This window comes from Alcaligenes endophyticus, assembly GCF_026344035.1.
GTDB classification, from domain to species: Bacteria; Pseudomonadota; Gammaproteobacteria; order Burkholderiales; family Burkholderiaceae_B; genus Alcaligenes; species Alcaligenes endophyticus.
The window spans coordinates 1-23,109 of sequence record NZ_JAPKND010000012.1 but is presented as its reverse complement, the minus strand read 5'-3'; the positions used below and the strand labels follow the sequence as shown (position 1 = coordinate 23,109).

Here is a 23,109-nt window from a genome sequence, read left to right as displayed (position 1 = left end):
GTCTTGTTTGCTCGCTACTGCACGCATAAAGGCCTAGAGCGCACACTGCCATCGTCATTGCAGGGGATAGCGTCATGACCCTAGCCGAGATTGTTATGGATATTTTTTCAGGTATGCCAGTCACCCCATTAGCTAGCGTCATTGTTGCTATTGGGTGCCTTGGCGTGTTGTTGTGGATCGCACTGGGGGCGGCAGATGAAAAGAACTGAATTAAAGCGCCGTACCGGCCTAGTAGCGCGCACCACGTTGGCTCGTAAATCTTTTCTGCCAGGTAAGCGAGAAAACAAAAAGATTGGGCTAGGGCAGGCGGTTGCCCGTCTTGTTGGTACCCATTTGAAGCATAAACCAAAGGGGCCGAGCGTTTTCCGGTCAGAGCAGCACCGCCGGAATGTGGCTGCGCTAGCGTGTGTCAATTGCAGCATAGAGAGACGCTCACAAGCCGCGCATTTGAATGGTGTTGAGTTCGGTAAGGGCATGGGCATAAAAGTCTCAGACGCTCTGCTAATCCCTCTATGTGCTGACAGCTTCCTTAGGCGCGGTTGTCATAGTCTGCTGGACCAAGGGGGCGTAATCGACAAGGCCACAGCAGTAGCCCACCAGATCGACTGGTTGCATAAGACGCGTGACGAGCTCAAGCGTAAGAGGCAATGGCCCCAAGAGGCTGAGGATGACATGGCTAGGATAGTAGGGGTTTATTTGAGGAGGAGCATGCTGTGAGCGCTATTGAGTTACTACGCACTATAGGCAGGCCTATTGCGTTTCACCCTGCTCTTGCAAAGCTTGTGGGGGGCGTTAACGCAGCGCTGTTTCTGTCTCAAATGATTTATTGGGATGAGCGTGCTGAGGACACGGAGCTAGGCACTCATAAGACCGTTGAGCAGTGGGAGCTGGAAACAGGGCTATCTCGCAAGGAGCAGGCTACAGCGCGTAAGCATTTGCGTGATCGAGGCCTACTTATCGAAACACACAGAAGGCTGATACACAGGGTTTATTACAAGCTGAATCGAGAGGCGTTTAACGCATTGTTTGATGGTGATGTGAGCACCCCAGATAGCGATGATGAGCCAACTGATAACGGTCAATTCGCCAATGCCCAAACAGGCACCTCCCGAACTCCCCAAAGGGGATTTGGGGAAATGCCCAATCAGCAACCCGACATCGACCCAAAAGGGATTCCGTTAATAGATACAGAGATTACTACAGAGACTACAAAAGAAAAAAATACCAAAAAAGAAAGTTCGGGCTTTAGTTTTCATGAATGGCCAACCACTCCAACCGAGTCGGTGTGGGCTGATTTTGAAAAACATCGAAAAGCCAAGAAGGCGCCATTGACACAAACCGCTGTTGACCGGATGGGTCGGGATGCATGCAAAGCAGGAAAGCTTGGCATTAGCGTCGATCAATGCCTAGGGGAGTGTATGGCGAGAGGCTGGAACTCGTTTAAGCCGGAATGGTTAGCCCGTGACCTCCCACAAGGGGGCGTTCAGCAGCAGGGCGGCAAATTCAATGCAAACGAGTATTTGCGACAACGACAGCAGCAACGTGGTTTTGGTGGAGGTGGTGATGTTATCGACGTATGAAGCGCAAAGTCGCTGGCTAGCAGGCCAGCCGAAACTGCAAGGCAAGTCTTTGATGGAGCATTTGCACGGGCGGCTTGATGGCTTGTATCCGGGTAGGTGGAAGCAAGCGTTTAGCGACCATGCTGCGATTGAGAATTGGGAGTACGCGTGGTCTGAGGCGTTTGATGAGGAAGGTCTAACGCCAAGCGATGTGGCGATGGGGCTCAAGAACTGCCGCAGGATGTACACATGGCCGCCAAGCCTTTCCGAGTTCTTGCAAGCATGTAGGCCGCATCTAAAGCCCGAGACTGCATTTTACGAAGCATTGCGTGGATTAACGGCTCGCAGCAAAGGCGATGACTTTGCGTGGTCTCACCCAGCGATTTACTACGCAGCAGTCCACATTGGGCAGCGTGACATGCTGGCTGGTTCATATCCTCCGATGGCTGAGCGCTGGGCCGATGTTCTCGCTCAATCATTAGCCAAGGGGCAATGGGAGCCAATACCAGCTCCTGTCGTGCAACTGCCAGCACCAAAGCGCACAGAGGAGGGCAACCGAGCGGCGTCTGCAGCGTTAAAGCAAATGGGCGCAGCCGGTATTTTGAAGGCAGTCATTCCAAGTAGGAAGTGGGCAGAAAAGATACTCGACAGAAAAGATAAGCCTAGCCCCACAGTAATTAGGATGGCTCAGGCAGCGTTAGGGATTGAAGCATGACGGATCGTACAAAGTTGGTTTTGATGTTGCCATGGCCCGATATGAGCCTAATGCCTAATCGCAAAAACGGGAGGCACTGGCTCAGTTCGCATGGAGCCAAGGTCAAAGCGCGACGTGATGGTAGTGTTGTGGCGCTCGCCGAGATGGGTAGGGCAAAGCTTCATCACTCGGGTCGAGTGCCTATTCGTATTACGTTTATGTCACCAGATAACAGGGCGCGAGACATAGACAATCTGCTGGCATGCATCAAGCCACAGTTAGACGGTATAGCAAAAGCCATCAACGTAGACGACAAGTATTTCCGTCCGATGGTGTTAGACGAGGGAGTTGATCCTGAGCGTCGTGGTTATTTAAAGATTGAGTTGGGGGAAGCATGAAGAATAGACTTAAGATTCTATTAGGGGAGTGGGGACGATGGAAAAGGACCGAGAATCGTACGGGGCTAGGCTACCCTTCTCGGAGTGCTTTTCATCAAGAAAGGGTTGATGGTAGTAGGTATTATGAGGCGTCGGCTCCATTGGTAGATGATGAGCTGCGGCAGTTAGATGACGCTATAGGCAGCCTATATCCTGACTACCAGGCAATCCTTCGCGTGGAGTACATAGCACCAGGCGTGACCAAGGTTAAGGCTGATAGGATGAAAATATCAGTTCGCATTTATTACACAAACCTAGAGCATGCACACAAAAATCTTGCTCAGGCGATGGGAAGTCGATACCAGATTGGTTTTGAATCTAAATTGTGCGCACACGTTGATTTGGTGTGCGCACAGATATAGACTATTTACTGTAGGCTGGATATTGCTCAGCCCACTGACTTAGCCTCACCCGAAACGGTGGGGCTTTTTTGTTGGAGTTGATAGTGGCTAGACGTCCACAGCGCCCATGCCGCGAGATTGATTGCAGGCAGCTACATCGGAATGCAAACGGCTATTGCGATGCTCACCAGCATTTAGTGAAAGAGTGGCGCAAGAAGCCCAACGAATCAGGGCGTGGCGGCAGGCCGTGGCGCAGGCTTCGAGATCAAGTGCTAGAGCGTGATGGCTATCTATGCCAGTGCGATGAGTGCAAGCCTCGCTCGCTGCCGCTAGTGGCTCACGAGGTTGACCACATCAACAATAAGCGCAGCGCCGATGGCAAGCTTGATGATCGACCAAGCAACTTGCGGGCGGTTAATAGGGACTGCCACAAGCGCATTACGCAGGCGCAAGCGCTCGCGGCTAGACAGCGGGCAAGGTAGGCGGAGCAGGGGGGGGTGGGTCAAAACATTTTTGATCGCTCAGCGGACACCTGCCGCTCAGTCATATTTTTACACCCGCGAAAAATGAAATTTAGGAGTTGGGCTCATGGCAGGCGTTGCAGGACGTTCTGGGCGCAGGCCGAAACCGGTAGAAAGGAAGGTTGCGGCAGGCAATCCAGGCAAGCGCTCTTTGAATCGTGCGGCCCCTAGTTTCGAGGCGGTGGTGGGGATAGATCCGCCTGAGTGGTTGGGCGAAATTGCCAAGGAGCTTTGGTTGCATTTGGCGCCGTTGCTTTGTGCCCAGCAGGTACTACAGGCTACGGATATTCAAAACTTGGAATTTTACTGCTCTGCTTATGGGCGGTTCAGAGAGGCTGAGGCGCACATCGCCGAGCATGGCATTGTGGTGGATGGCGCTCAAGGTGGGCTAGTTAAAAACCCGGCAGCAACCATTATTAACGAAGCCACTAGGCAAATGGCGACGTTTGGATCTCTTCTCGGCCTAGACCCATCAAGTAGACAGCGACTTCTGGGCCCCAAAAAACGTGATGCGGGTGCTGATCTCGCGGCAATTTTAAGTATGTGACATGGCTAGAGCTTCTTATTCTAGGGTGGCTGCTGCCAATCAGTTCGCGCGTGATGTGGTGCGTGGCAAGATTCCTTGCTGCAGATATGTGGTACTTGCGTGCCAGCGGCATTTGGATGATTTAAAAAAATCAAAGACACGTGATTTTAAGTATCGATTTGATCCTGCAAAAGCTGAAAAGAAGCTACGTTTCATTGAGTTTTTACCGCACACAAAGGGCGAGTGGGCAAGGTTACGGCAAAAGGTTGTGCTGGAGCCGTGGCAGGCTTTTGGCATCGCTTGTACCTTCGGTTGGGTGCGCAAGAAAGATGGGATGCGTCGCTTTCGCGAATCTTACTGGGAGGTTCCTAGGAAGAATGGTAAGTCGGTAATTGCGGCGGGCGTGGGCTTGGGGATGTTTGCGGCTGATGGTGAGTTTGGCGCAGAGGTTTATAGCGGCGCGACTACTGAACGGCAAGCATGGGAGGTGTTTAGGCCAGCGCGTTTGATGGTGAACAGGACCCCAGAGCTTAAGGAGCTCATGGGCATTGAGGTTAATGCAGGAAACATGAATCGCCCTGAGGACGGCAGCCGGTTTGAGCCGATTATCGGCAATCCAGGCGACGGGTCGTCGCCGTCATGCGCGTTGGTTGATGAGTACCATGAACATGACTCAGATGATCAGTACACCACGATGCAGACGGGCATGGGGTCTCGTAAGCAGCCGATGATGTTCATCATTACTACAGCAGGAGTAAATATTGCGGGCCCCTGCTACGACAAGCGCCAAGAAGTTATAGAAATGCTTGAGGGGCTGGTGCCCAATGACACGCTATTTGGCTGGATATGGACTATCGATGAGGGTGATGACTGGACAGACCCCAAGGTTCTGGCGAAAGCTAATCCGAATATCGGGATATCCGTTTACCAGGACTATCTGGAAGCTCAGCAGCAACAGGCAATTCGCAGGGCTAGATTTGCTAGCACGTTCAAAACAAAGCATTTGAATGTGTGGACTGCCGCAAAGTCTGGGTTTATCAATATGGCGAAATTTATGGCTGCACCATGTCAGGACACTAGCCTGTCTTTGGATCAGTTTAAGGGTTGGGATTGCACGCTAGGATTGGACTTGGCTGCAAAAGTTGATCTTACCTGCATGGTTAAGCTGTTTCAAAAAGAGATCGCAGGGCGCAGGCATTATTACTGCGTAGCGCCAACGTTCTGGGTTCCTGAGGATACGGTACAAGGGACAGAGAATCGCAGGCTGGCTGACAGGTATCAAAGCTGGGTGGCGTCAGGGCATTTGATTCAAACGGATGGCGCAGAGATTGATTATCGCGACATATTGGCTGAGGCTCTTGAGGTAAATGAACTGGCGCCAGTGGTGGCAAGCCCGATAGATCCTCATGGGGCAGCAAACCTTTCTCATCAGCTGGACGATGAAGGGTTAAATCCCATCACGATTATTCAAAACTACACAAATATGGCTGATGCCATGAAAGAGCTTGAGGCGGCGATACTTTCTGGCAGGTTTCATCATGACGGGCACCCAATTATGACTTGGTGTATCGGCAACTTAATTGCCAAATACATGCCAGGCAGTGATGACGTTATGAGGCCGATCAAGCAGGGTAATGACAACAAGATCGACGGTGCTGTTGCGCTGATTATGGCGATTGGCAGATCTCTAGCCCCGATGCCTCAGCGCTCCGCCCTAGAGTCCCTATCGGATGATGACATTTTGGTGATGTGATGAAAACTATTTTTCGTGATGCGGTGACTATCGGCGGTCTTAGCAGCTTAGTGGCGGGGATGTATATCAGTTTTGGGGAGGGCGCTGCTTTGATCGCCCTGGGCTTGCTCTTGTTGTTGCCCGCAGCTGTCGCAGTAACTAGGGGGTGCTGATGCTACTTGATCTACTGTTTGAGAGCAGGAGTCTAGAAAATCCAAACACTGAGTTAACGGGTCAAAACCTTAATGAGTATCTTTTTGGGGAGGGAGGTGGCCACCATGTGACGCCTGATTCAGGCTGGGGTTTGGTGGCCGTGTATTCATGTATTTATGTGCTAGCGAGCTCTTTAGCACAATTGCCGGCAGCAGTGCTTCGCAAAGTTGACGGGAAAATAACAACTGGCTCAGATCACCCTGCTCACTACCTTTTGCATGACGCGCCTAATGATTGGCAGACATCATATAAGTGGCGTGAGACTTGTATGGGGCATATTCTAGGCTGGGGTAATGGGTATTCGCGCCTTGTTAGATCCAGACGTGGCGAGCTGCTTTCTATAGAGCGCCATCTTCCCAGTGAAACGTTGCTTACAAAGATAGGAGGCAGGTGGGTTTACTCAACCCGTGATGATGACGGCCATCCGATGGCTGTTTCTCCCGAGGATATGTTGCATATTAGGGCGCTCGGAAAGGATGGTCGACTAGGTGTTAGCCCGATTATGCAGCACGCGGACGCCATTGGATTAGGGCTTTCGGCGCAAAGATATGGAAAGCAGTTCTTTGATGCTGGTGGTCGGCCTACGGGGATACTAACCACTAAAAGCGATATAAGTGACAACGCATGGGATCGCCTAAAGTCATTTTGGTCAAAAGCAGCAGTTCAGCTAAAGAACTCAGAAAACAAGACTCTGTTAATTCCGGCTGACTTGGAATTTAAGGCGCTAACGATAGAGCCGGAGGCTGCGCAGTTTATTGAAACTCGCAAATTAAGCCGGTCTGAGGTGGCGGCAATTTTTAATATGCCGGCTCATATGATCAACGATTTAGATCGAGCCACATTCTCAAATATCAGTGAGCAAGCCATTCAGTTTGTGCGGCATACAGTGATGCCTTGGGTGCAGAACTGGGAGCAAGAGCTCAATCGCCGCATCTTTACACGAGCAGAGCGTGCTGCTGGTTATTACGTGAAGCTTAACCTAGGCGGGCTTCTGCGAGGAACACCAAAAGAACGAGCCGAGTTCTACCACTACGCCATTACAGATGGCTGGATGAGTCGAAACGAAGTTCGACTATTTGAGGATCTCAATCCTGTTGATGGTCTCGATGAAATGCTGATTAGCGTTAACGCGAAATCAATGATCGAGTTAAAGCAAGAGCCTCACTTACTGCAGTAGGAAACCATTATGAAAGACATTGAAAAACGCACGTTAGTAAATCTACCGTGTGAACTTCGTGCTGCCCATGAGAATGGGCCCGCCACGATAGTTGGTTACGGGGCAACTTTTAATGCTCGAAGCTCGCTTCTGTTTGGTTCGTTTTACGAGGAAGTGGCGCCGGGGGCATTTGATGATGTGATGAACGACGATGTTCGCGCTCTATTTAATCATGACCCGAATTTTGTCCTAGGCCGTACTGTCAGTGGGACATTAAGTTTATCTCTGGATAGCCGTGGCCTAGCTTACACAATCACTCCTCCAGATACACAGACAGTTCGCGACATGGTTCTCGCGCCACTACAGCGTGGCGATGTTAGCGGAAGCTCGTTTCGTTTTAGAGTCGCTGCTGATGGTGATGAGTGGCGCCGAGAAGGTGACATGGTTGTTAGAACTATTCACCGATTTGGAGGGTTATTGGACGTATCTCCAGTTACATACCCTGCTTATGGCGATAGCTACGCCGCGCAGCGGTCGCTGGAGGCGTGGCAGCACGCCGATGCCCGAGAGTTGGCGGGCAAGGCTATTTCTGAGCGTCGCGCACGCGAACGCTTTCTTGATCTTATTAATTTAATCTAAGGAAGGACCATTATGACTTTGGTTGAGCTACAACAACAACGTGCGCGTCTTGCATCGGAGATGCGTCAGTACCATGACTCCCAAGGGGAGGCTGAGTGGGGCGATGAGCAGCGCTCCAAGTGGGACGCTATGCGCAACGACATTAAGGCGCTTGATGGGCGCATCGCACGTGAGCAAGAGCTTCGTGATGATGAGCAGCGTCACGTAGAGGAAAATTATGACAACCTTAATAAAGAGGCTCGTCAGAGGGCGGGGGGCGATTCTGAGGATGAGATTCGCGCTAAAGCCTTTGATAAGTTTGTTCGACACGGCCTAAGTGACCTTACCCCAGACGAAAAGCGCGCCATGGATGAGGCTCGGGCTCAAGCCGCAGGTGTAGGGGATAAAGGTGGCTATACGGTTCCTAAAACCTTTATCGCTAAAGTACATGAGTCTCTATCCACGTATGGTGGCCTTGCGTCGGTTATGCAGGTGCTAGTTACGGAGACTGGCAACACAATTGAATGGCCTGTTTCTGATGGTAGCGAGGAAGAAGGCGAGCTCATCGGCGAAAACACCGCAGCTTCAGAGCAGGATGTGGAGTTTGGGATGGCATCCTTGGGGGCGCACAAGGTGTCCTCGAAGATTATCCGCATAAGTAATGAGCTTTTAGCTGATAGTGCAATTAACATGGAGAGTTTTTTGGCTGGCCGTATAGGCTCTCGAATTGGGCGGACACAGTCTCGCTTAATTGTGAAAGGAACCGGTGCAGGAAATCCAGCGCAGCCCAAGGGCTTAGAGGCCTCCGCATCGGTGGGAGCCAACACTGCTGTAGCAACGAAGTTCACATGGCAGGAAGTGAACGCGCTTATTCACTCCATCGACCCCGGCTATCGAAACGCGCCAAAATTTCGTCTCGCGTTTAATGATAAAACCCTGCAAATGATTGAAGACATGGAGGACGGGAATAAGCGTCCTTTATGGCTTCCGGGCATTGATGCGTCCCACCCTGCAACGGTTTTGGGTAAACAGTTCGTGCTGGATACCTACATTGATGATCTGGGTGCAGGTAAGAAGTTCATGTTTGCTGGAGACTTTAATCAGTTTATTTATCGCCAAGTTCGTTACATGGCGCTTAAGCGCTTGGTGGAGCGTTATGCTGAGTACGACCAAACAGCATTCTTAGCATTCTCACGATTTGGTTGTGTGCTACAGGATGTTGCCGCAGTTAAAGCCCTTCAAGGCAAGACAGCATAATGGCTGTTATAGCACTTGAAAGCGCAAAGGCGTTTCTTGATGTCATACACGATGCGGATGACACCAAGCTGCAGATGCTGCTTGATGGTGCGATCGATGGTGCCGAGCGTTTCATTGGTCGTAAATTGGAGGAAGCTGCTGCCGCTGAAGGCAATCAGCAGCTTCCTGCCAATATGGTTGTTGGGGTGATGCTGTTTTTGCAGGCTGACTATCAAGCATCTCCTGATGACGCCCCGAAGCTTCGAGCAGCGGCAGAGATCAAACTTAAGCCCTATAGGAAAAAATGGGAGGATAGTTAAGTGCTGGCACATCGATTACGTCATCGCATTACATTCCAAGAGAATATCGGGCCGAGTCGTGATGAAAATGGCTATCCGCTACCAGGGGCGGGGGGCTGGCAGACAGTTAAGTTCCCTAATGGCGCGGAGCTTGGAAGCGTTCCAGCGGAGGTCTTGACTGGCCCAGGGCGCGAATTTCAAGGAGGCGCCACACTACAAGCGGAGACCTCAGCGCGGATTAATATTCGCTGGTTTCCAGCCGATGAGCGCGAAATGGCTGCTTGGCGGATCATTTGGGATGGGCGTACCTATAACATTATTTCTGTAGAGACCGACGCAACCGCTCGACGTGAGTGGCGGCTAAGGGTTGTATACGGGCCAACTGAGGGGTAAGCATGCGTGAGCAATTAAATCGCATAGAGGCCAAGCTTGATGTTCTGCTTAATGCTTTGGCTGAGGATGTTGATGTGGAGCCGAGCGTAAGCGTTGATCTGGATGGTAATGAGATCAGCGTGAGCGAGCACGATCCATACCAGACATTGGATTGATAGGATATGAAAATCGAAATCGGCCTTAGAGGTATGGAGGGAGTGCTAAAAACGCTCCAGTCACTGCCGGCCGAGATAGTCACTAAGCGCGGTGGCCCAGTTAAGCTGGCTTTAGCTAAAGGGGCTCGGGTTATTAGGGATCAGGCTAGAGAAAATCTACGCGCTATTACGCATGGTAGTGACGTGGCGACGGGGTTACTTGAGAGCAACGTAATTGCAAGCCGAGGAAAGCCAATTTTGGGCGGCAATGGAGAGCGCTACTTGGTCCGAGTTCGTCGCAAAGCCTATGACGGCGAAAAGCTCAAACGAAAAGAGAATGCGGGCAAGCGTGTCAGTACACACAAGACCGCATCTTTACTTGAGTACGGATCAAGCCACCAGCCTGCAACGCCGTGGCTTCGCCCAGCGGTGCAAATGAAGGCGCAAACAGCGATTAATGTCATTACTGCTGATCTTAGTCGCCGCATTGATGTCATTGTAAAAAAGCAGGCCCAGATAAATAAGAGGTAGATATGTTTGCGCCAGTTTATCGGACGTTACTGCCGGCGGTGCGTCATCTTGTTGGTGAGCGTATTTACGGCAGTGGATCAGCGCCTCAGGGCGTCGTTTCACCTTATATAACTTGGTTTTTGGTTGTGGGTCAGCCTTATGATCAGTTGAGTGATGCCCCGGCGGCAGATAAAGACACGATTCAAATTGATTGTTGGGCAGGCCCCGGCGACGATCAAGAGCTTGTATGCATGTCGGTTGCTCGCGCTGTTCGCGATGCACTGGACTCAGCAGGCCAATCCAGCTCGGTGATACTCAATACGAGGGAGGCCGATACAAAACTCTTCAGAATCGGCTTTAGGGTCGAATTTATACACAACAGGTAATTTTGATTTTTCGCCACCTTCGGGTGGCTTTTTTATTGGAGACGTCCATGGCAAACGGCGTGATTAAGGGTCAAGGTACGCATTTATATTTTGTTGATTCATCGGGGTCTACCGCTGAGCTTATTAAGCTTGCGTGCCCTACGGGATTAACTGGCATGACCGCAGGCGCAAAGGAGCGCATCGAGACTACCGATCTCGACGAGCTTGAGGATAAGCAGTATGTAAGCGGGCTGGGTGACCCATCAACGATAAGTGTCCCATTTAACTTTGTTCCTACCGCCCCATCTCACCAAGCGCTTATTAGTGAGCTAAAGGACTCTGGGGCTAATCTGAATTGGCTTGTGTGCTTATCGGATGGGGTGGCTGCTCCCACTCTCGAGGTTAATGATGAGATTAAGCCTCCCGTAGGGCGCACAAGCGCGGCTTTTGTCGCTTATGTGGCTGATGTTGACCTCAGTGTATCCACTAGCGAAATCGTACGTGGCACGTTGACCTTGCAGCGGTCGGGCAAGGTTAAGTGGAACTGGAAAGTCTAACCGGTATTTTTTAATAGGAATAAAGCAATGAGTACACAAGGAAAGGTAACAGTCGAGCCAATTCCATCCAGTGTCATCACTGACGATATGTTTGCTTCTGGAGAGGTGATTGAGCATCCAGTAAAGTTGGGCGACGGATCTGTCCGCACACTCTACTTTAAAGAGCTTGAGGCGATCGAGTGGAAGCGTCACATGGAGGCTGAAAACTCTAAAGATAAAAAGGTGCGCGAAGGTGCGTCCGCTAGGCTGATAGCAAGAAGTCTTGTTGAGCGAGACGGATCTCGGGCACTCACTATTGCCCAGGCTGCACGCCTAAAGCCAGCGGTGTCCGGCGCAATTTTCTTGGGAATTCTACAGGTCAACGGATTCTCCGTCACAAACAACCATGCTGAAGGTGCGGGGTCCGACGAGCTCGATGATTTGCAGGATGGTGACTTGGGAAACTAATGAAGCCAGGGGGCGACCTCTGGTTTTGGCATGTTTTGGCATTAGCCTTAGGCAAAACGGTAAGCGAACTGCAGGCCGTCATGACAGTGCGAGAGCTTGAGTCATGGCGGCGTTTTTATCGAGTGCGGCCATTCGATGATTTGCATAGGTTTCATAGGCCTGCGGCATTGATAGCGCATTCATTTGGCGGCGGAGATCACCTTGAGGAGACGCTCCGAATTTTAGTTGGTGGAGTTCGTGAGGAAGCTAGCGCCGAAGGCGAGTTTTCTGAGGCTGATAAAGCAACGCTTAGGGCGCTGACAGGTGGCTAAAAGATTGGGTATTTTTTATTGAGGTGACGGTATGGCTACGGCTGGGTCAATTGTTGTTGATTTGTTGGCTCGCACAGGGTCTTTCGTGACTGACATGGACCGCGCCCGCAAGAAAGTAAAAGAGACCGGAGCTGATATACGCTCGCTGTCTTCGTTGGCGGTTAAGGCGGGAGCTGCTCTTGGGCTGGCGTTCAGCGTTAAGTCTGTAGTTAATTATGCTGACGCTTGGTCTGATATGCAGTCATCTGTCGGAGCCGCAGTAAATGACATGAAAGCAGCCCCTGATTTACTGCGTCGGGTCGTTGATATTGCTAATGCGTCATACTCGCCGCTACAGCAAACTGTGGACATTTACACTCGCAATGTAGGCGTTTTAAAAGAGCTTGGTTACTCAGCGAATCAGGCTGCCGATTACACCGAGTCTCTTAATCACATGCTTGTGCTGACATCTACAAAAGGACAGCAGGCTGAAGCAGTGCAGGGTGCCCTTTCTAAAGCGATGGCGCTTGGAAAGCTGTCAGGCCAAGGCTTGGAGACCGTTCTAGCGAGCGGAGGCGAAGTAGCCGCCGCTTTGGCTAAAGAGCTAAAAACTAACGTTAACAACCTACGGGCATTGGGAGCGCAGGGGAAAATTACCTCTAGTGTCATGGCGAACGCGCTACTGAAATCCTTGGATGATGTGCGCGTTAGGGCCGGCAAGATGCCCGCCACCATTAGCGATGCGTTGACTCGTATTCAGACCAACGTGACAGAGCAAATTGGCTTGCTGGATCAGGCGTCTGGCGCTTCTGGGGAGATAGCTAGTGGCTTAATTGCTTTTGCTGATGGAATTCGAGTAGCGGGTGGGTACGTGCTAGCCTTTGGGCAGCTGGTCGCCCCAGCATTTAGTGCGGCAGGCGAGGCTATATCATCACTTGCTGCGTACTCCGATATTGCATTGGCTGCGATAGGTGGCTTTGCGGCGCCTGCGCTTGCAGCAGGAGTTTGGGCGCTGTCTGCGGCTTTAGCCACAGGAGTAGCTGGGGCTATTAAGGCAATAACAGTAGCCATGATGGCGAACCCAGTAGGGCTTTTTATTGGTGCGTTATCTGCTGGCGTTTACGCGGCATATAAGTTTCGAGACAGCATTCAAGAGTATATCGGCGTGGATGTGGTGGGAGTGTTAAAGCAGACCGCTAACTTCACCATCGGCGCGTTCGTTACGGCATTCAATGAGCTGAAGTTTGTCTGGGATGGCTTTGGCAGCATGATGGGGTCTGCTGTAATTGGTGGTGTGAATATTGCCATACGCGCCATAAACGGCCTAATTCAAGGCGCTATGAGCGGCATCGATGGGATGATTTCCCTCGTAAATAATATACCTGGTGTGGACATAGGGTTGTTGGGCGATAGCGTAGGCATAGGGGAGCTAGATAATCCTTATTCAAACAAGCTTTCTCTTGCGTATGAGGAGCTCAAGAAAGCCAATAATGCCGCGATGAGTAAGGATTACGTGGGCGGCCTGTGGGAGGGAATAAAGGGGTTAAGTGCGGCACCGTCCTCAGTTCTTCCGCCAGAGGCTCTACCCAATCCAAAGGCACCTGGCGGCAAGGCTGCTATTGACGAGGGGCAGCGGCTCATCAATCAAATGAAAGAGCGTATAGCTTTGCTCGGGAAAGAGACAGAGTACGAGCAGCTGTTAGCAAGGATCGGCGTAGGATCTATTAAGTTTAAAAAGGACGGGCAGCGGGAAATTGCGCTAGACCTAGCGAAAACGTTAGACCTTCGGGCAGCGGAGATTGAGCAAGAGAAGACCCTAAAAGAACTGCGAGAGCAGCAATCTGTCACTCAGCGGCAGTTTATGCGTGAGCTGGAGGCGCTCGGGCAGGGCGATTGGGAGAGAAGCCTTAACAGTGCGCTAGCTCGCACAGAAGATAAGTATCAGCAGCTTATCCAGAATAGGCGCAACTCCCCAATGGGCTTGAGCGACGCACAGTTGTCTGCAATCGAGCGCTCTCTGCAAAAAGAGCTTGGGGTGGTGCGAAAGCACTACGCTGAGTTGAAGTCTGAGCAGAGCAATTGGCAGCTCGGAGCCAAGGATGCCTTGATTAACTATAGGGACGACGCTGCGAATGTATATGAGTCCTTGGGCTCATTAGCAACCAATATGTTTAAGGGCATGGAGGATGCGCTAGTTGGTTTCGTGAAGAGTGGGAAGCTAAGCTTTAAGGACTTAGCCGACAGCATCATTTCCGACATGATGCGGATGATGATTCAGCAGTCGGTTACAGGCCCGCTGGCAGGCGCCTTAAGTGCAGGGATTGGCGCTTTGATAGGGGGCATTGGTGGCGGCTCAGGGAATTTGTCTGGGACAAACTTAGCTGGTGCTAGCTGGGGGGCGTCTTATGCGCTACAAGGCTCCGCCTCTCAGGAGCTTGCTGGGATAGGGACGCTCAATTTTTCCAGCGGGGGATTTACTGGCAACGGGGGGCGTTATGAGCCTGCAGGTGTAGTTCATAAAGGTGAGGGCGTTCTGAATCAGGATGAGATTCGCGCTATAGGCGGTGAGGCCGGATTTAATGCTTTAAGACGATCTATCCGGAGACCTGGAAACTCTTTGGGAGGAATGGGTGGGTTACCTCGATCGGCCCCTTCGGTTTTGTCCGCTGGCCAGCGTCAGCAGCCTAGCGTGATCATTAATTCGACAGTTAACGCATCGCCAGGAACAGACGTGGCCGCTCTGAGCGCGACACTGGATGATCGTGACGCACAGCTAAGGTATGAGATTCTTGAGGATTTACGCAGGGGTAGGGTAGAAGTTTAACGTTAACGCCGTTTATGCGGCTTTTTTCTTTGGTTTTTTATGAAAGTTAAAGCCTGGCCAACTGGCATTGCTCCCGCTTCGGTTGATATTGGCCTGCAGCAAGACGTGCAGGTGACGCGCTCACGCTCAGGAAAGCACTCATCATTTGAAATGCCTGGGGCCTCATGGGTGATGACATTAACATTTCCAAATTCGGCGGAGTGGCTGAGTAGGCCAAAGGTGGAGGCACTGATTACCAGCCTTAGAGGGGGGGCCAATCGTTTGTCTGCCCCCCATTTTGGGCGGCCAATCCCCAACGGCACGCTGCGAGGAGCCCCAAGGCTTGATGCAGCCGTTCAGCCAGGGGCAGGGCAACTGCGCTTAAAGGATTGCAATGGGGCGTTGCGCGCGGGGGACTTCATTGGGCTTGGAGGGCAACTGCTTATGATTGAAGAAGATGCCGCCCCAACCGCAGGGAAAATGACCGTTAGTGTGAATCCTGCGGTGCGGGTTACAAGTGCAATAAATTCGCCAGTCATTTGGGATCGACCTCATATTTTATGGATTCTGCGCGATAAGGAAGGCGTTAAGTTTCCGTATCGACCGGGGCGCATGCGCCCTAGCTTTGCGATTGAGTTAGTTGAGGACTGGGTATGAGTCGAGGATTGAGTACTGCACAGCGTGCAGCAGCTATAGCGCCGCACAGGATGGCAATCGCGCTGGTAGAGATGCATTTCAAAGCAGGCCTGCTTTCGCTTGCTTTATCTCCGTGGGATGTAGTACATGCAGGGCTAACTTACCAGCGAACCGGCCAACTGTTAAAGATTGAGGCTGCTCATGAATCATCAAAATCATTTGAAGGCATACGAATGACGATGAGCGGGCTTGACACAACGATCATGACTCTGGCGGCTGATGAACCTTACCGCGGGCGTCTTATTCGTATTCTTAAGGCATTTGTAGATCCAGATAGCGGTGAGTTGATCGGGACTCCAGTAGTTCAGTTCGTTGGACGAATCCGAAGCATGCCAATTCAAGAAACAAATGAAACCTGCACGGTATCTGTCCTTGCTGAGCATTACGAAGCAGAGCTTCAGCGTGCCGCACCACTGCGTCTAAATAACGCTGATCAGCAGCGTTTTTACCCGGGAGATAAAGGTGCTGAGTATGCGGATCAACTCGAAGATAAGGCGGTTGTATGGCCGGCGCGCGAGGCGTTAATGAAATGATAATTAGATATAACGATTGGCCTGAAAGATTGGCCGCCTTTATTGAAACCCGCCGTGAGCGGGTTTTTTCTTGGGGCTCGAATGACTGTGCTTTATTTGCTGCGGATGCAGTACTTGAAATGACGGGCGTGGATCTAGCGCGAACGCTTCGGGGCTACCGCTCCGCGCGTGGCGCTGCCAATCGAGTGGCGAAAGCGGGCGGTATGCGTTGCTTAGCGAAGGGGTTGAAGGAAAAGCATCCCGGACTTGCTCAGCGCGGTGATATTGCTCTTGTGGATCTCGATGGACGAGAAACGTTCGGCGTTGTGGTGGGGAATGGGAGTTGGTGTGCGCCCGGTATGCGAGGGCTGGTATTTAGGCCCATGTCAGAAGTAGATACGGTTTTTGAGGTGTAGATATGCCTGCAGCAGTTCCGGTTATTGCAGCAGCCCTTACTAAGGCGGCAATAATAAAGTTTGTGGCGACGGTGGCCATCTCGTTAGCCCTTGGAGCGTATCAGCAAAGTCGCTCACGCAAGAAGGCGCGTGAGGCGGAGCGTGCGCAGCGTGATGCTTATAACGCCAGCTTAAAAGATCGTCATATTACAGTGCGGTCGGGCGTTTCAACGCGTAAGTACGTGTTAGGTACTATCCGAGTGGGCGGGACGCTGATGCATATTGAGTCAAACGGGCATCACAATACTGCCTTGGATTCTGTGCTTGCGCTTGCCTCCAATAAATGTGAATTAACTGGCTACTACATTGGCGATGACTATGTTCCTGCCGTCCAGTTTCCCGGTGACAAATGGGGAAAGCGGAAGCAGACAGACAAGACCGAAAGGTTTAATGTGCAGCCGGGCGCCCATTCCGCCACTGTTGACCTGGGTGCGCAGATCGTTCCAGGAAGTGTCAGACTTGTGGGCTGGTACGATCCGGACTCTTGGGTGCACCTTAGTGAGCCCAGGGTTACTGGCTCGGTCGTCGAGTTTGATTATGATGCAAGCGGGCATGGACGCATCACGATAACTTATAAGACATACGAGGCCGAGAAAATTCGCGCTATCTTTAAAGATGGCGATCCTGATCAAGAGGGGTCTGACTGGGGTGATGTGGCGACGCCGCTATGGACCGCAGGTCATCGCCTACGAGGTGTGGCGCATTTGCGCGTGCTTAATCTTTGGGATGAGGATTTATATCACGCTGGCGCACCCCAGATGAGCGCTGTATTGCGCGGTGGGTGGGTGGGCCGCCATCGTTTTTTTGACCCGCGCACCAATACCTATCCAGTGCACACAACTAACCCTGCTTTGCTGTCGGCGTGGTGGATGACCATGCCTCGAGCACTTGGAGGCATGGGTATCCCTGATTCGTGGATTGACTGGCCATGCGTATCTATTGCTGCGAATATTTGTGATGAGCAGATACGTGTGCGCACACTGGACGGGCAGGGGTATGAGAGTATTAAGCGCTATGAGTGCCACACGCTTATAGATACAGGCAATCCACCGGTAGAAAATCTAAATATCATTCTGTCATCGATGGCGGGCGAGTACGTATTCACCGCTGGTATGTATCGTATATTCGCGGGAGCCTTTCGCACAGCCACCGTAACGATTACTGATGATGATGTTGTCGGCGATAAAGATATTGCGATGGACAAGTCTGGGCAAGATGATGCTCCGGCAAATATTGTCACATCAACATTTATCAATGCTTCGCGAAACTGGCTAGAGTCAAGCCCTCGGCCTATTAAAAATGATGCGTATTTAACGCTAGATGGCGCAGAGTCTCCACTTGATCTGCCGCTGCCAGCCACGACAGATGAGCGTCAAGCTGCTTATTTGATGGGTGTTGCACTGGAATCGGCGCGCCCAGCGTTTGCCGGGAGAATAAGCGTTTTGGGTATCGGTGAGGATATTGCTGTACTAGATACTGTGCAGCTTAATTTATCAAATCGTCCCCAATATGCTGGGCGTACGTTTCAAGTTATTAATCGCATTGATAACTGGGACGGGACGTTCGAGCTGACACTGCAGGAGACGCGCGCAAATGTATGGGCATTAGATCCCGATACATTCTTGCCTTCTGACCCGACACCCACTCCAGATAACAGCTATTTATGGAATATTGCGCCGATTGTTGGGTTTACTGTATCACCCCAAAAACCCCAGGCGCTAGCCGATGGCGTGGCGGTTGTTCGTGTTGACTTAAGCTGGGGGCCTCATCAGCAGCCCTATGTTTTACAAGGCGGGCGAATCGAAACACGCTATCGAGCCCCTGGTGATGAATGGATTTGGAACCCTCCGGTGCCTGGCGATGCAACGGGTACATCATTCACTGCCACCCTGATTGACGGCGTTACTTATCAGTATCAGGCTCGGGCGGTTAGCGGCACTGGTGCCACATCTAACTGGACTGATGGCTGGAATGAGTACGATGGGATGGTCGAAGCGCCGCCAGCGCTCACAGGTTTATCAACCGAGAGCATTCTTGCTGGCATCAATATTTCGTGGACATTTCCCGGCACAAAGAATGCACTTCGCCATACGCAGATTCGGTACGGCATAGGCAGCGAGTTTGATAGTTCAATAAAGTTAGGAGACTACGCTTGGCCAACAGATAGTGCGTCGCTGCTTAATTTGGCGGCAGGCGCTGAGTTGTGGTTTTGGGGCCGTCTTGTAGATGAAAACGGCACGCCAAGTCCATGGCATCCTGCTGAAAACAAGCCAGGTATTCGCGGGCAAGCAAGTGCTGATGTGGGGCTGATTCTTGACGGGTTAACGCAAGAAATCGTTGGTAGTGCGCTCGGTCAGCAACTGATGGGCAATATTCGAGATATACCGAATATCCGTGATACTGTTGACTCCGCTTTGGCTGAAACTGGCTTGCAAGCCCAAAAGATCGCGGACAATGCGCAGGCTATTGCTAAAGAGGTAATCGATCGAGGCACGGCGGTCGCTGCTGAGGCTCAGGCTCGCATTGACGGGCAGGTTGTTGCTGCGCAGGCGTTAGCCGATGGATTGACTGCCGAGGCTCAAGCCCGCGGTGCGGCTATTACTACGGAGAAAACGGAACGTCAGGCAGCGGACGCATCTTTAGCGGGCCAAATCAATACTGTTACGGCAGCAGTGGGGGATAATGCCGCGGCTATTCGTGCAGAAGAGCTGGCTCGGGCCTCGGGTGATAGTGCTGAGGCGAACGCACGCCAAACGCTTGCTGTGCAAGTGCGCGGCGACTACTCGGGTTCCGATGTTAATCAAGTTAGCACTGGTTTGATTGGCGGTTTAAAGCGCGTGGTTGCTGGCAATCACGAGTCTGTTGTGCAGCAAATGTCGCAGTTACAGGCAGGCATCGGCGAGCAGTTCGACTACGCGAAGATGTGGTACTGGGAGGGTGTTCGAGAGGGGTGGAGCAGTGGCACGATTGTTGATGGTAGCTGGCTCAGGCCGGCGGACAGTATAGGTTATGTGGTCTCACCTCGTGGTTTAAACGTGAACGGCGCTGAGTACTCGCAGGTGCGCTTGCGTCTTAAGAAAGTGGGGAGCCCTGCGTGGGCCCCGATTGTCGGGCTTTACGCGTCGGACGCTACAGGATCCAACTACACCATGCACGTTCCGGCTCAGCCAGATTGGGATGAGAATGGCATTGGTGTCATCGTGTTTACTCACACACACCAAGGTGTTATCGACGGCATTATTCTGCGTGGCGCGACACCCGGCACGTTAAACGCCGATAATTATTACGCTTTTGACTGGTTTGCTATTGGCCGTCCTGCGCCTGGCGCTTCGACTGCGGCGTTAAATAATGAGGCTAAGCTACGTGCTACGGCTGATATTGCAGAGGCTACAAGTCGTGAGACATTGAGCGTCAAACTCACCGGCAAAGCAGATCCCACCAGCGTCACGCTGCCTAACGTTACCTCAGGGCTGATCTTTGATGAGCGGCAAGCGCGTGTTTCGGGCGACGAAGCAGCGATGACGGAAATTACTGGCCTTAAGGCTAGGATGCCGGCCGGTACCGGTAAAGTAGCGACGGAAGCCAGCGTTACGACTGAAGCACAAGCACGGGCAACGGCGGATGCTGCTCTTGCAAACCGAGCGACGGCGTTAGAAAGCCGTATGCCTACAGGTAATGGGAAGCTTGCTACTGCTGATGCCGTTTCTGCACTCGATACACGTGTAGAGCAAACTGAAAGCAAGCAAACAAGCACGGCTAGCGATGTTACTCAGCTAAAAACTAGCGTAACAACGGCTCAGAATACTGCTAATAGTGCTCAAACTGCAGCTAACGCAGCTCAGTCTACTGCTGCCGCCGCTCAGACGGCGGCGCAGGCAGTAAGCGATAAAGCTGACGGAAAAGGCGAGGTGATCTACGGCAGTACTGTGCCGGCGGCGGCTAAGCGTTTGACCCAAAACCTGTGGATTGACACGACCGGCAATGCGAATACGCCTAAACGCTGGAATGGCACGGCGTGGGTCGCAGTGACTGACAAAGTAGCCACTGACGCGGTTGCTGCAGCTGCTCAGGCTAAGACCGCAGCAGATACCGCTAAAGCTGCTGCGGATGCGGCTCAGCAAACAGCGAATCAAAAAGCGGATGCTTCTGCGCTAAGCGCAACCAATGCTCGCGTAACAACAGCAGAAGGAAAGCTGACGTCGGCAGGTGAAAGCATTACCCGTTTAGACAACAGCATTGCTAGTCTTGCTGGTGCTGCCGGAAACTTACTTAAAAACAGTAATCGTGAAATTGTACGTCCCACGTCAAATTACAAAATAGGAGAATATCGCGCAGATAAGGCGCTCGAAGTTGGCAAAACGTACACGCTCGTCGCTTGCATAACGCATGAGCCTGCGGCGGGCGATACAACATCCTCTGTTGGAGCATGGACAGGTAGCGGGTCGCAGTCTATTGCAACGAATCTCGTAAAGAACGCTGTTAAGAAAGTAGTTGCGCACAAGTTTGTGCGCAATAGTCTGAGCCCGACGGCGCCGACTATAGAGTTTTATTACTATCCGAATACCGTAAAAACCGGTACCGCTACTATTCATTGGGCCTGCTTGTATGACGGTGATGTAGTCCCACCGCTGGAGTGGCAGCCCAGTGACGTTGAAACCGTAGAAGCTATCGCTGCAAATGCAACTGCGATTCAGGCAGCAAGTACGAAAGTCGAGCAATTAGACGGCAAAGTAACAAGCCAGGGTACTTCGCTAACATCGCTGAGCAACACGATTAATCATCCGCAAACAGGTTTGCAGGCCACTGCTGACGCGCTGAATCAGACAAACACAAAGCTAGACGGTACTGAAAAAGCGGTCATCAATCAGCAAAGCATTTTGCAGGCTGGCTTGCGACAGTTGTACGCAGAAGAAGATGCTGAGCTCGATAAAGCGCTGGCCCTGTGGGATAGCTATGCTGCGATCGCAGAAACACGGCAAATAGTAGCGACTGAAGTCTCTTCGATGGCTGAGATTGTGGATATCGTGAAAACAAGCCTTGGAGGTAATAGCGCAGCAGTTCAGGAAACCTTGCAGGCACTAGTCGAGCTGGAAGGAAAAATGATCGCGCAGTGGGGTGTTAACGTTCAGCTTAATGTTGGGGGAGTGCCGTACATAGCCGGTACTAGTTTGGGTATCGTTAACGAAGGCGGTGTGACTCGCTCAGCGTTTAACGTGTTAGCCGACATGTTCAATGTCATGCATGACGTAAACGGGCAACCGAAAGCAGTGTTTTCGGTGCAAGGCGGGGCGGCAATATTTAACGCTGCTTTGATTGCCCAAGCGGCAATTAAGTCAGCACAAATTGAATCGTTAGATGCACTAAAGATTGAGTCTCAAAACTTGGCCACTGTGTTAGCGAATATTGTCACTGCTTATATTGACTCAGCACATATGAAAGAGGGGTCAATTAAGCGCTTGCATGTTGGCGTAGCAGAGATTGATACGCTAAGAATAGCGGGTAACTCTATTACGGTCACCGCTGTTGCTAGTGCCCCAGCGCAAATCACCACAGCGTCGTCGCGAAGCACGTCAGTAGGAATGTATTTACCAGCCGCAGCGAAAGCGGTAGTCACGGTAAACGTGTCGGACGTCTTCGGTAATAGTCAGTCTCTAAACTATCACAGTGTGATTAACACAGTGACCGGAGCAGAGATACTGAAATTCACTACATCCGGAGTTTTTTTCTCCCAAGCCGCCAATAACTATATTGTCCTAGGAGGGCAGTTTTCTGTAGTAATTGATATGCCTGCTGGCAACGTCGGCGTTAGATTAGTTCAGCCTAGGGTGGCTGATTCGTTTAGTGAGGTTTTTGTGCGTATAGAGTCCGCGATGAGGTAATTATGACTGACACAATATATACATTATTTAAAGACGGGCGAATGTGCCAGACGGTATTTGGCGACTTCAAGCATGTAATAGTGCCCACTCTTGCACTATGGGATGGCGAGAGTGTAATTGGTGAGTACGACAGGACTTGGTGGTTAGACGAAGGCACGCCTCGTAAGCGCCAGCCGTGCCCTGCAAAAGTTGACGGACTGTGGCTCCGCGGCGTACGCCTAGGCTCCACTATACATATAGAGGGGCAGCCGTACGAGTGCGCTGAGGGCGGCGATGTTGAGCTGTCGTTTCAGTACCCTGGAACTTACCAAGTTCGGGTAGAGCGGTGGCCCTATTTAGACGGAGTTTACGAAATTGAAAATATATCACAACCCGAATAACTACGCTGAGCGCCGCCGGCAGGAGTATCCCGACATCGGTGATCAGCTTGATGCCGTGTTCAAGCTAGCTCAGCACATGCGCGAGACCGGTCAAAAGCTACCGCCCGATGTGGGGAAGTGGGTAGACGAATGCGCAGCAGTTAAACAGAAGTATCCAGCCGCTAAATAAGCGGCTTTTTTATGGACGTTAGACATGGATATCAAACAGATTATCGAGCAAGTTTTTGCGACCAATATGGGCAATCGTATAACGCCTGAACTCGCCGCCGGCATGGTGCGTAGTATCGCTGTTGCTATTGCTGGCTCTATACAGCAAGCCGATGCTCAGGAGCCCATACAAGAGGCGCAGGAGGTGG

Annotated in this window: 28 protein-coding genes; all 28 read left to right on the top strand. The window is 51.7% G+C overall.

Annotated features, from left to right (window positions below; translation table 11 throughout):
- Positions 1–74 precede the first annotated feature (74 nt).
- Positions 75–209 (top strand): hypothetical protein, encoded by a 135-nt coding sequence (locus tag OSH01_RS16160; RefSeq protein ID WP_266125172.1) that lies wholly within the window; start codon positions 75–77, stop codon positions 207–209.
- A complete protein-coding gene (locus OSH01_RS16155; protein WP_266125171.1) occupies positions 196–717 on the top strand; it encodes a hypothetical protein in 522 nt (173 codons plus the stop codon). Before OSH01_RS16160 ends, OSH01_RS16155 begins: the two co-directional genes overlap by 14 nt.
- Entirely contained in the window at positions 714–1,580 is an 867-nt protein-coding gene (locus OSH01_RS16150; protein WP_266125170.1) for a hypothetical protein, read from the top strand. The genes OSH01_RS16155 and OSH01_RS16150 overlap by 4 nt, the downstream gene beginning before the upstream one ends.
- The gene (locus OSH01_RS16145; protein WP_266125169.1) at positions 1,564–2,274 is read left to right on the top strand and encodes a hypothetical protein; all 711 of its coding nucleotides are present in this window, start codon (positions 1,564–1,566) and stop codon (positions 2,272–2,274) included. Before OSH01_RS16150 ends, OSH01_RS16145 begins: the two co-directional genes overlap by 17 nt.
- Positions 2,271–2,651 carry a RusA family crossover junction endodeoxyribonuclease gene (locus OSH01_RS16140; protein ID WP_266125168.1) on the top strand — a complete coding sequence of 127 codons (381 nt, stop codon included), beginning with the start codon at positions 2,271–2,273 and terminating at the stop codon, positions 2,649–2,651. The genes OSH01_RS16145 and OSH01_RS16140 overlap by 4 nt, the downstream gene beginning before the upstream one ends.
- The gene (locus OSH01_RS16135) at positions 2,648–3,052 is read left to right on the top strand and encodes a hypothetical protein (protein WP_266125167.1); all 405 of its coding nucleotides are present in this window, start codon (positions 2,648–2,650) and stop codon (positions 3,050–3,052) included. Before OSH01_RS16140 ends, OSH01_RS16135 begins: the two co-directional genes overlap by 4 nt.
- Before the next feature lie 83 nt (positions 3,053–3,135).
- On the top strand, positions 3,136–3,513 hold the full coding sequence (locus OSH01_RS16130; protein WP_266125166.1) for an HNH endonuclease: 378 nt from the start codon (positions 3,136–3,138) through the stop codon (positions 3,511–3,513).
- Positions 3,514–3,619: 106 nt separating this feature from the next.
- Positions 3,620–4,099 carry a phage terminase small subunit P27 family gene (locus OSH01_RS16125; RefSeq protein ID WP_266125165.1) on the top strand — a complete coding sequence of 160 codons (480 nt, stop codon included), beginning with the start codon at positions 3,620–3,622 and terminating at the stop codon, positions 4,097–4,099.
- Position 4,100: 1 nt separating this feature from the next.
- Positions 4,101–5,831, top strand: a complete 1,731-nt coding sequence (locus tag OSH01_RS16120) for a terminase large subunit (RefSeq protein ID WP_266125164.1) — start codon at positions 4,101–4,103, stop codon at positions 5,829–5,831.
- Entirely contained in the window at positions 5,831–5,983 is a 153-nt protein-coding gene (locus OSH01_RS16115; protein WP_266125163.1) for a hypothetical protein, read from the top strand. Before OSH01_RS16120 ends, OSH01_RS16115 begins: the two co-directional genes overlap by 1 nt.
- The gene (locus tag OSH01_RS16110; RefSeq protein ID WP_266125162.1) at positions 5,983–7,200 is read left to right on the top strand and encodes a phage portal protein; all 1,218 of its coding nucleotides are present in this window, start codon (positions 5,983–5,985) and stop codon (positions 7,198–7,200) included. The genes OSH01_RS16115 and OSH01_RS16110 overlap by 1 nt, the downstream gene beginning before the upstream one ends.
- Before the next feature lie 9 nt (positions 7,201–7,209).
- Positions 7,210–7,818, top strand: a complete 609-nt coding sequence (locus OSH01_RS16105; RefSeq protein WP_266125161.1) for an HK97 family phage prohead protease — start codon at positions 7,210–7,212, stop codon at positions 7,816–7,818.
- Between the two features lie 12 nt (positions 7,819–7,830).
- Positions 7,831–9,054, top strand: a complete 1,224-nt coding sequence (locus OSH01_RS16100) for a phage major capsid protein (RefSeq protein ID WP_266125160.1) — start codon at positions 7,831–7,833, stop codon at positions 9,052–9,054.
- Positions 9,054–9,353 carry a head-tail connector protein gene (locus OSH01_RS16095; protein ID WP_266125159.1) on the top strand — a complete coding sequence of 100 codons (300 nt, stop codon included), beginning with the start codon at positions 9,054–9,056 and terminating at the stop codon, positions 9,351–9,353. The genes OSH01_RS16100 and OSH01_RS16095 overlap by 1 nt, the downstream gene beginning before the upstream one ends.
- Entirely contained in the window at positions 9,354–9,725 is a 372-nt protein-coding gene (locus tag OSH01_RS16090; protein WP_266125158.1) for a head-tail adaptor protein, read from the top strand. It abuts the gene before it with no gap.
- A 2-nt stretch (positions 9,726–9,727) separates the two neighbouring features.
- The gene (locus OSH01_RS16085) at positions 9,728–9,880 is read left to right on the top strand and encodes a hypothetical protein (protein WP_266125157.1); all 153 of its coding nucleotides are present in this window, start codon (positions 9,728–9,730) and stop codon (positions 9,878–9,880) included.
- A gap of 6 nt (positions 9,881–9,886) precedes the next feature.
- Positions 9,887–10,390 carry a hypothetical protein gene (locus OSH01_RS16080; RefSeq protein WP_266125156.1) on the top strand — a complete coding sequence of 168 codons (504 nt, stop codon included), beginning with the start codon at positions 9,887–9,889 and terminating at the stop codon, positions 10,388–10,390.
- 2 nt (positions 10,391–10,392) lie between these two features.
- Positions 10,393–10,755 (top strand): DUF3168 domain-containing protein, encoded by a 363-nt coding sequence (locus tag OSH01_RS16075; protein ID WP_266125155.1) that lies wholly within the window; start codon positions 10,393–10,395, stop codon positions 10,753–10,755.
- A 47-nt stretch (positions 10,756–10,802) separates the two neighbouring features.
- Positions 10,803–11,291 carry a phage tail tube protein gene (locus OSH01_RS16070; RefSeq protein ID WP_266125154.1) on the top strand — a complete coding sequence of 163 codons (489 nt, stop codon included), beginning with the start codon at positions 10,803–10,805 and terminating at the stop codon, positions 11,289–11,291.
- A 27-nt stretch (positions 11,292–11,318) separates the two neighbouring features.
- Positions 11,319–11,738 (top strand): hypothetical protein, encoded by a 420-nt coding sequence (locus OSH01_RS16065; protein ID WP_266125153.1) that lies wholly within the window; start codon positions 11,319–11,321, stop codon positions 11,736–11,738.
- Complete coding sequence (locus OSH01_RS16060; RefSeq protein ID WP_266125152.1) at positions 11,738–12,049, top strand: hypothetical protein; 312 nt, start codon at positions 11,738–11,740, stop codon at positions 12,047–12,049. Before OSH01_RS16065 ends, OSH01_RS16060 begins: the two co-directional genes overlap by 1 nt.
- Before the next feature lie 31 nt (positions 12,050–12,080).
- A complete protein-coding gene (locus OSH01_RS16055; protein WP_266125151.1) occupies positions 12,081–14,852 on the top strand; it encodes a phage tail tape measure protein in 2,772 nt (923 codons plus the stop codon).
- A 39-nt stretch (positions 14,853–14,891) separates the two neighbouring features.
- On the top strand, positions 14,892–15,488 hold the full coding sequence (locus tag OSH01_RS16050; RefSeq protein ID WP_266125150.1) for a hypothetical protein: 597 nt from the start codon (positions 14,892–14,894) through the stop codon (positions 15,486–15,488).
- Complete coding sequence (locus OSH01_RS16045; protein ID WP_266125149.1) at positions 15,485–16,060, top strand: hypothetical protein; 576 nt, start codon at positions 15,485–15,487, stop codon at positions 16,058–16,060. Before OSH01_RS16050 ends, OSH01_RS16045 begins: the two co-directional genes overlap by 4 nt.
- The gene (locus OSH01_RS16040; RefSeq protein WP_266125148.1) at positions 16,057–16,455 is read left to right on the top strand and encodes a DUF6950 family protein; all 399 of its coding nucleotides are present in this window, start codon (positions 16,057–16,059) and stop codon (positions 16,453–16,455) included. The genes OSH01_RS16045 and OSH01_RS16040 overlap by 4 nt, the downstream gene beginning before the upstream one ends.
- 2 nt (positions 16,456–16,457) lie before the next feature.
- On the top strand, positions 16,458–22,373 hold the full coding sequence (locus OSH01_RS16035; protein WP_266125147.1) for a phage tail tip fiber protein: 5,916 nt from the start codon (positions 16,458–16,460) through the stop codon (positions 22,371–22,373).
- Positions 22,374–22,375: 2 nt separating this feature from the next.
- A complete protein-coding gene (locus OSH01_RS16030) occupies positions 22,376–22,753 on the top strand; it encodes a hypothetical protein (RefSeq protein ID WP_266125146.1) in 378 nt (125 codons plus the stop codon).
- Positions 22,728–22,922: a hypothetical protein gene (locus OSH01_RS16025; RefSeq protein ID WP_266125145.1), complete on the top strand. Its 195-nt coding sequence runs from the start codon at positions 22,728–22,730 to the stop codon at positions 22,920–22,922. The genes OSH01_RS16030 and OSH01_RS16025 overlap by 26 nt, the downstream gene beginning before the upstream one ends.
- Positions 22,923–23,109: the final 187 nt, after the last annotated feature.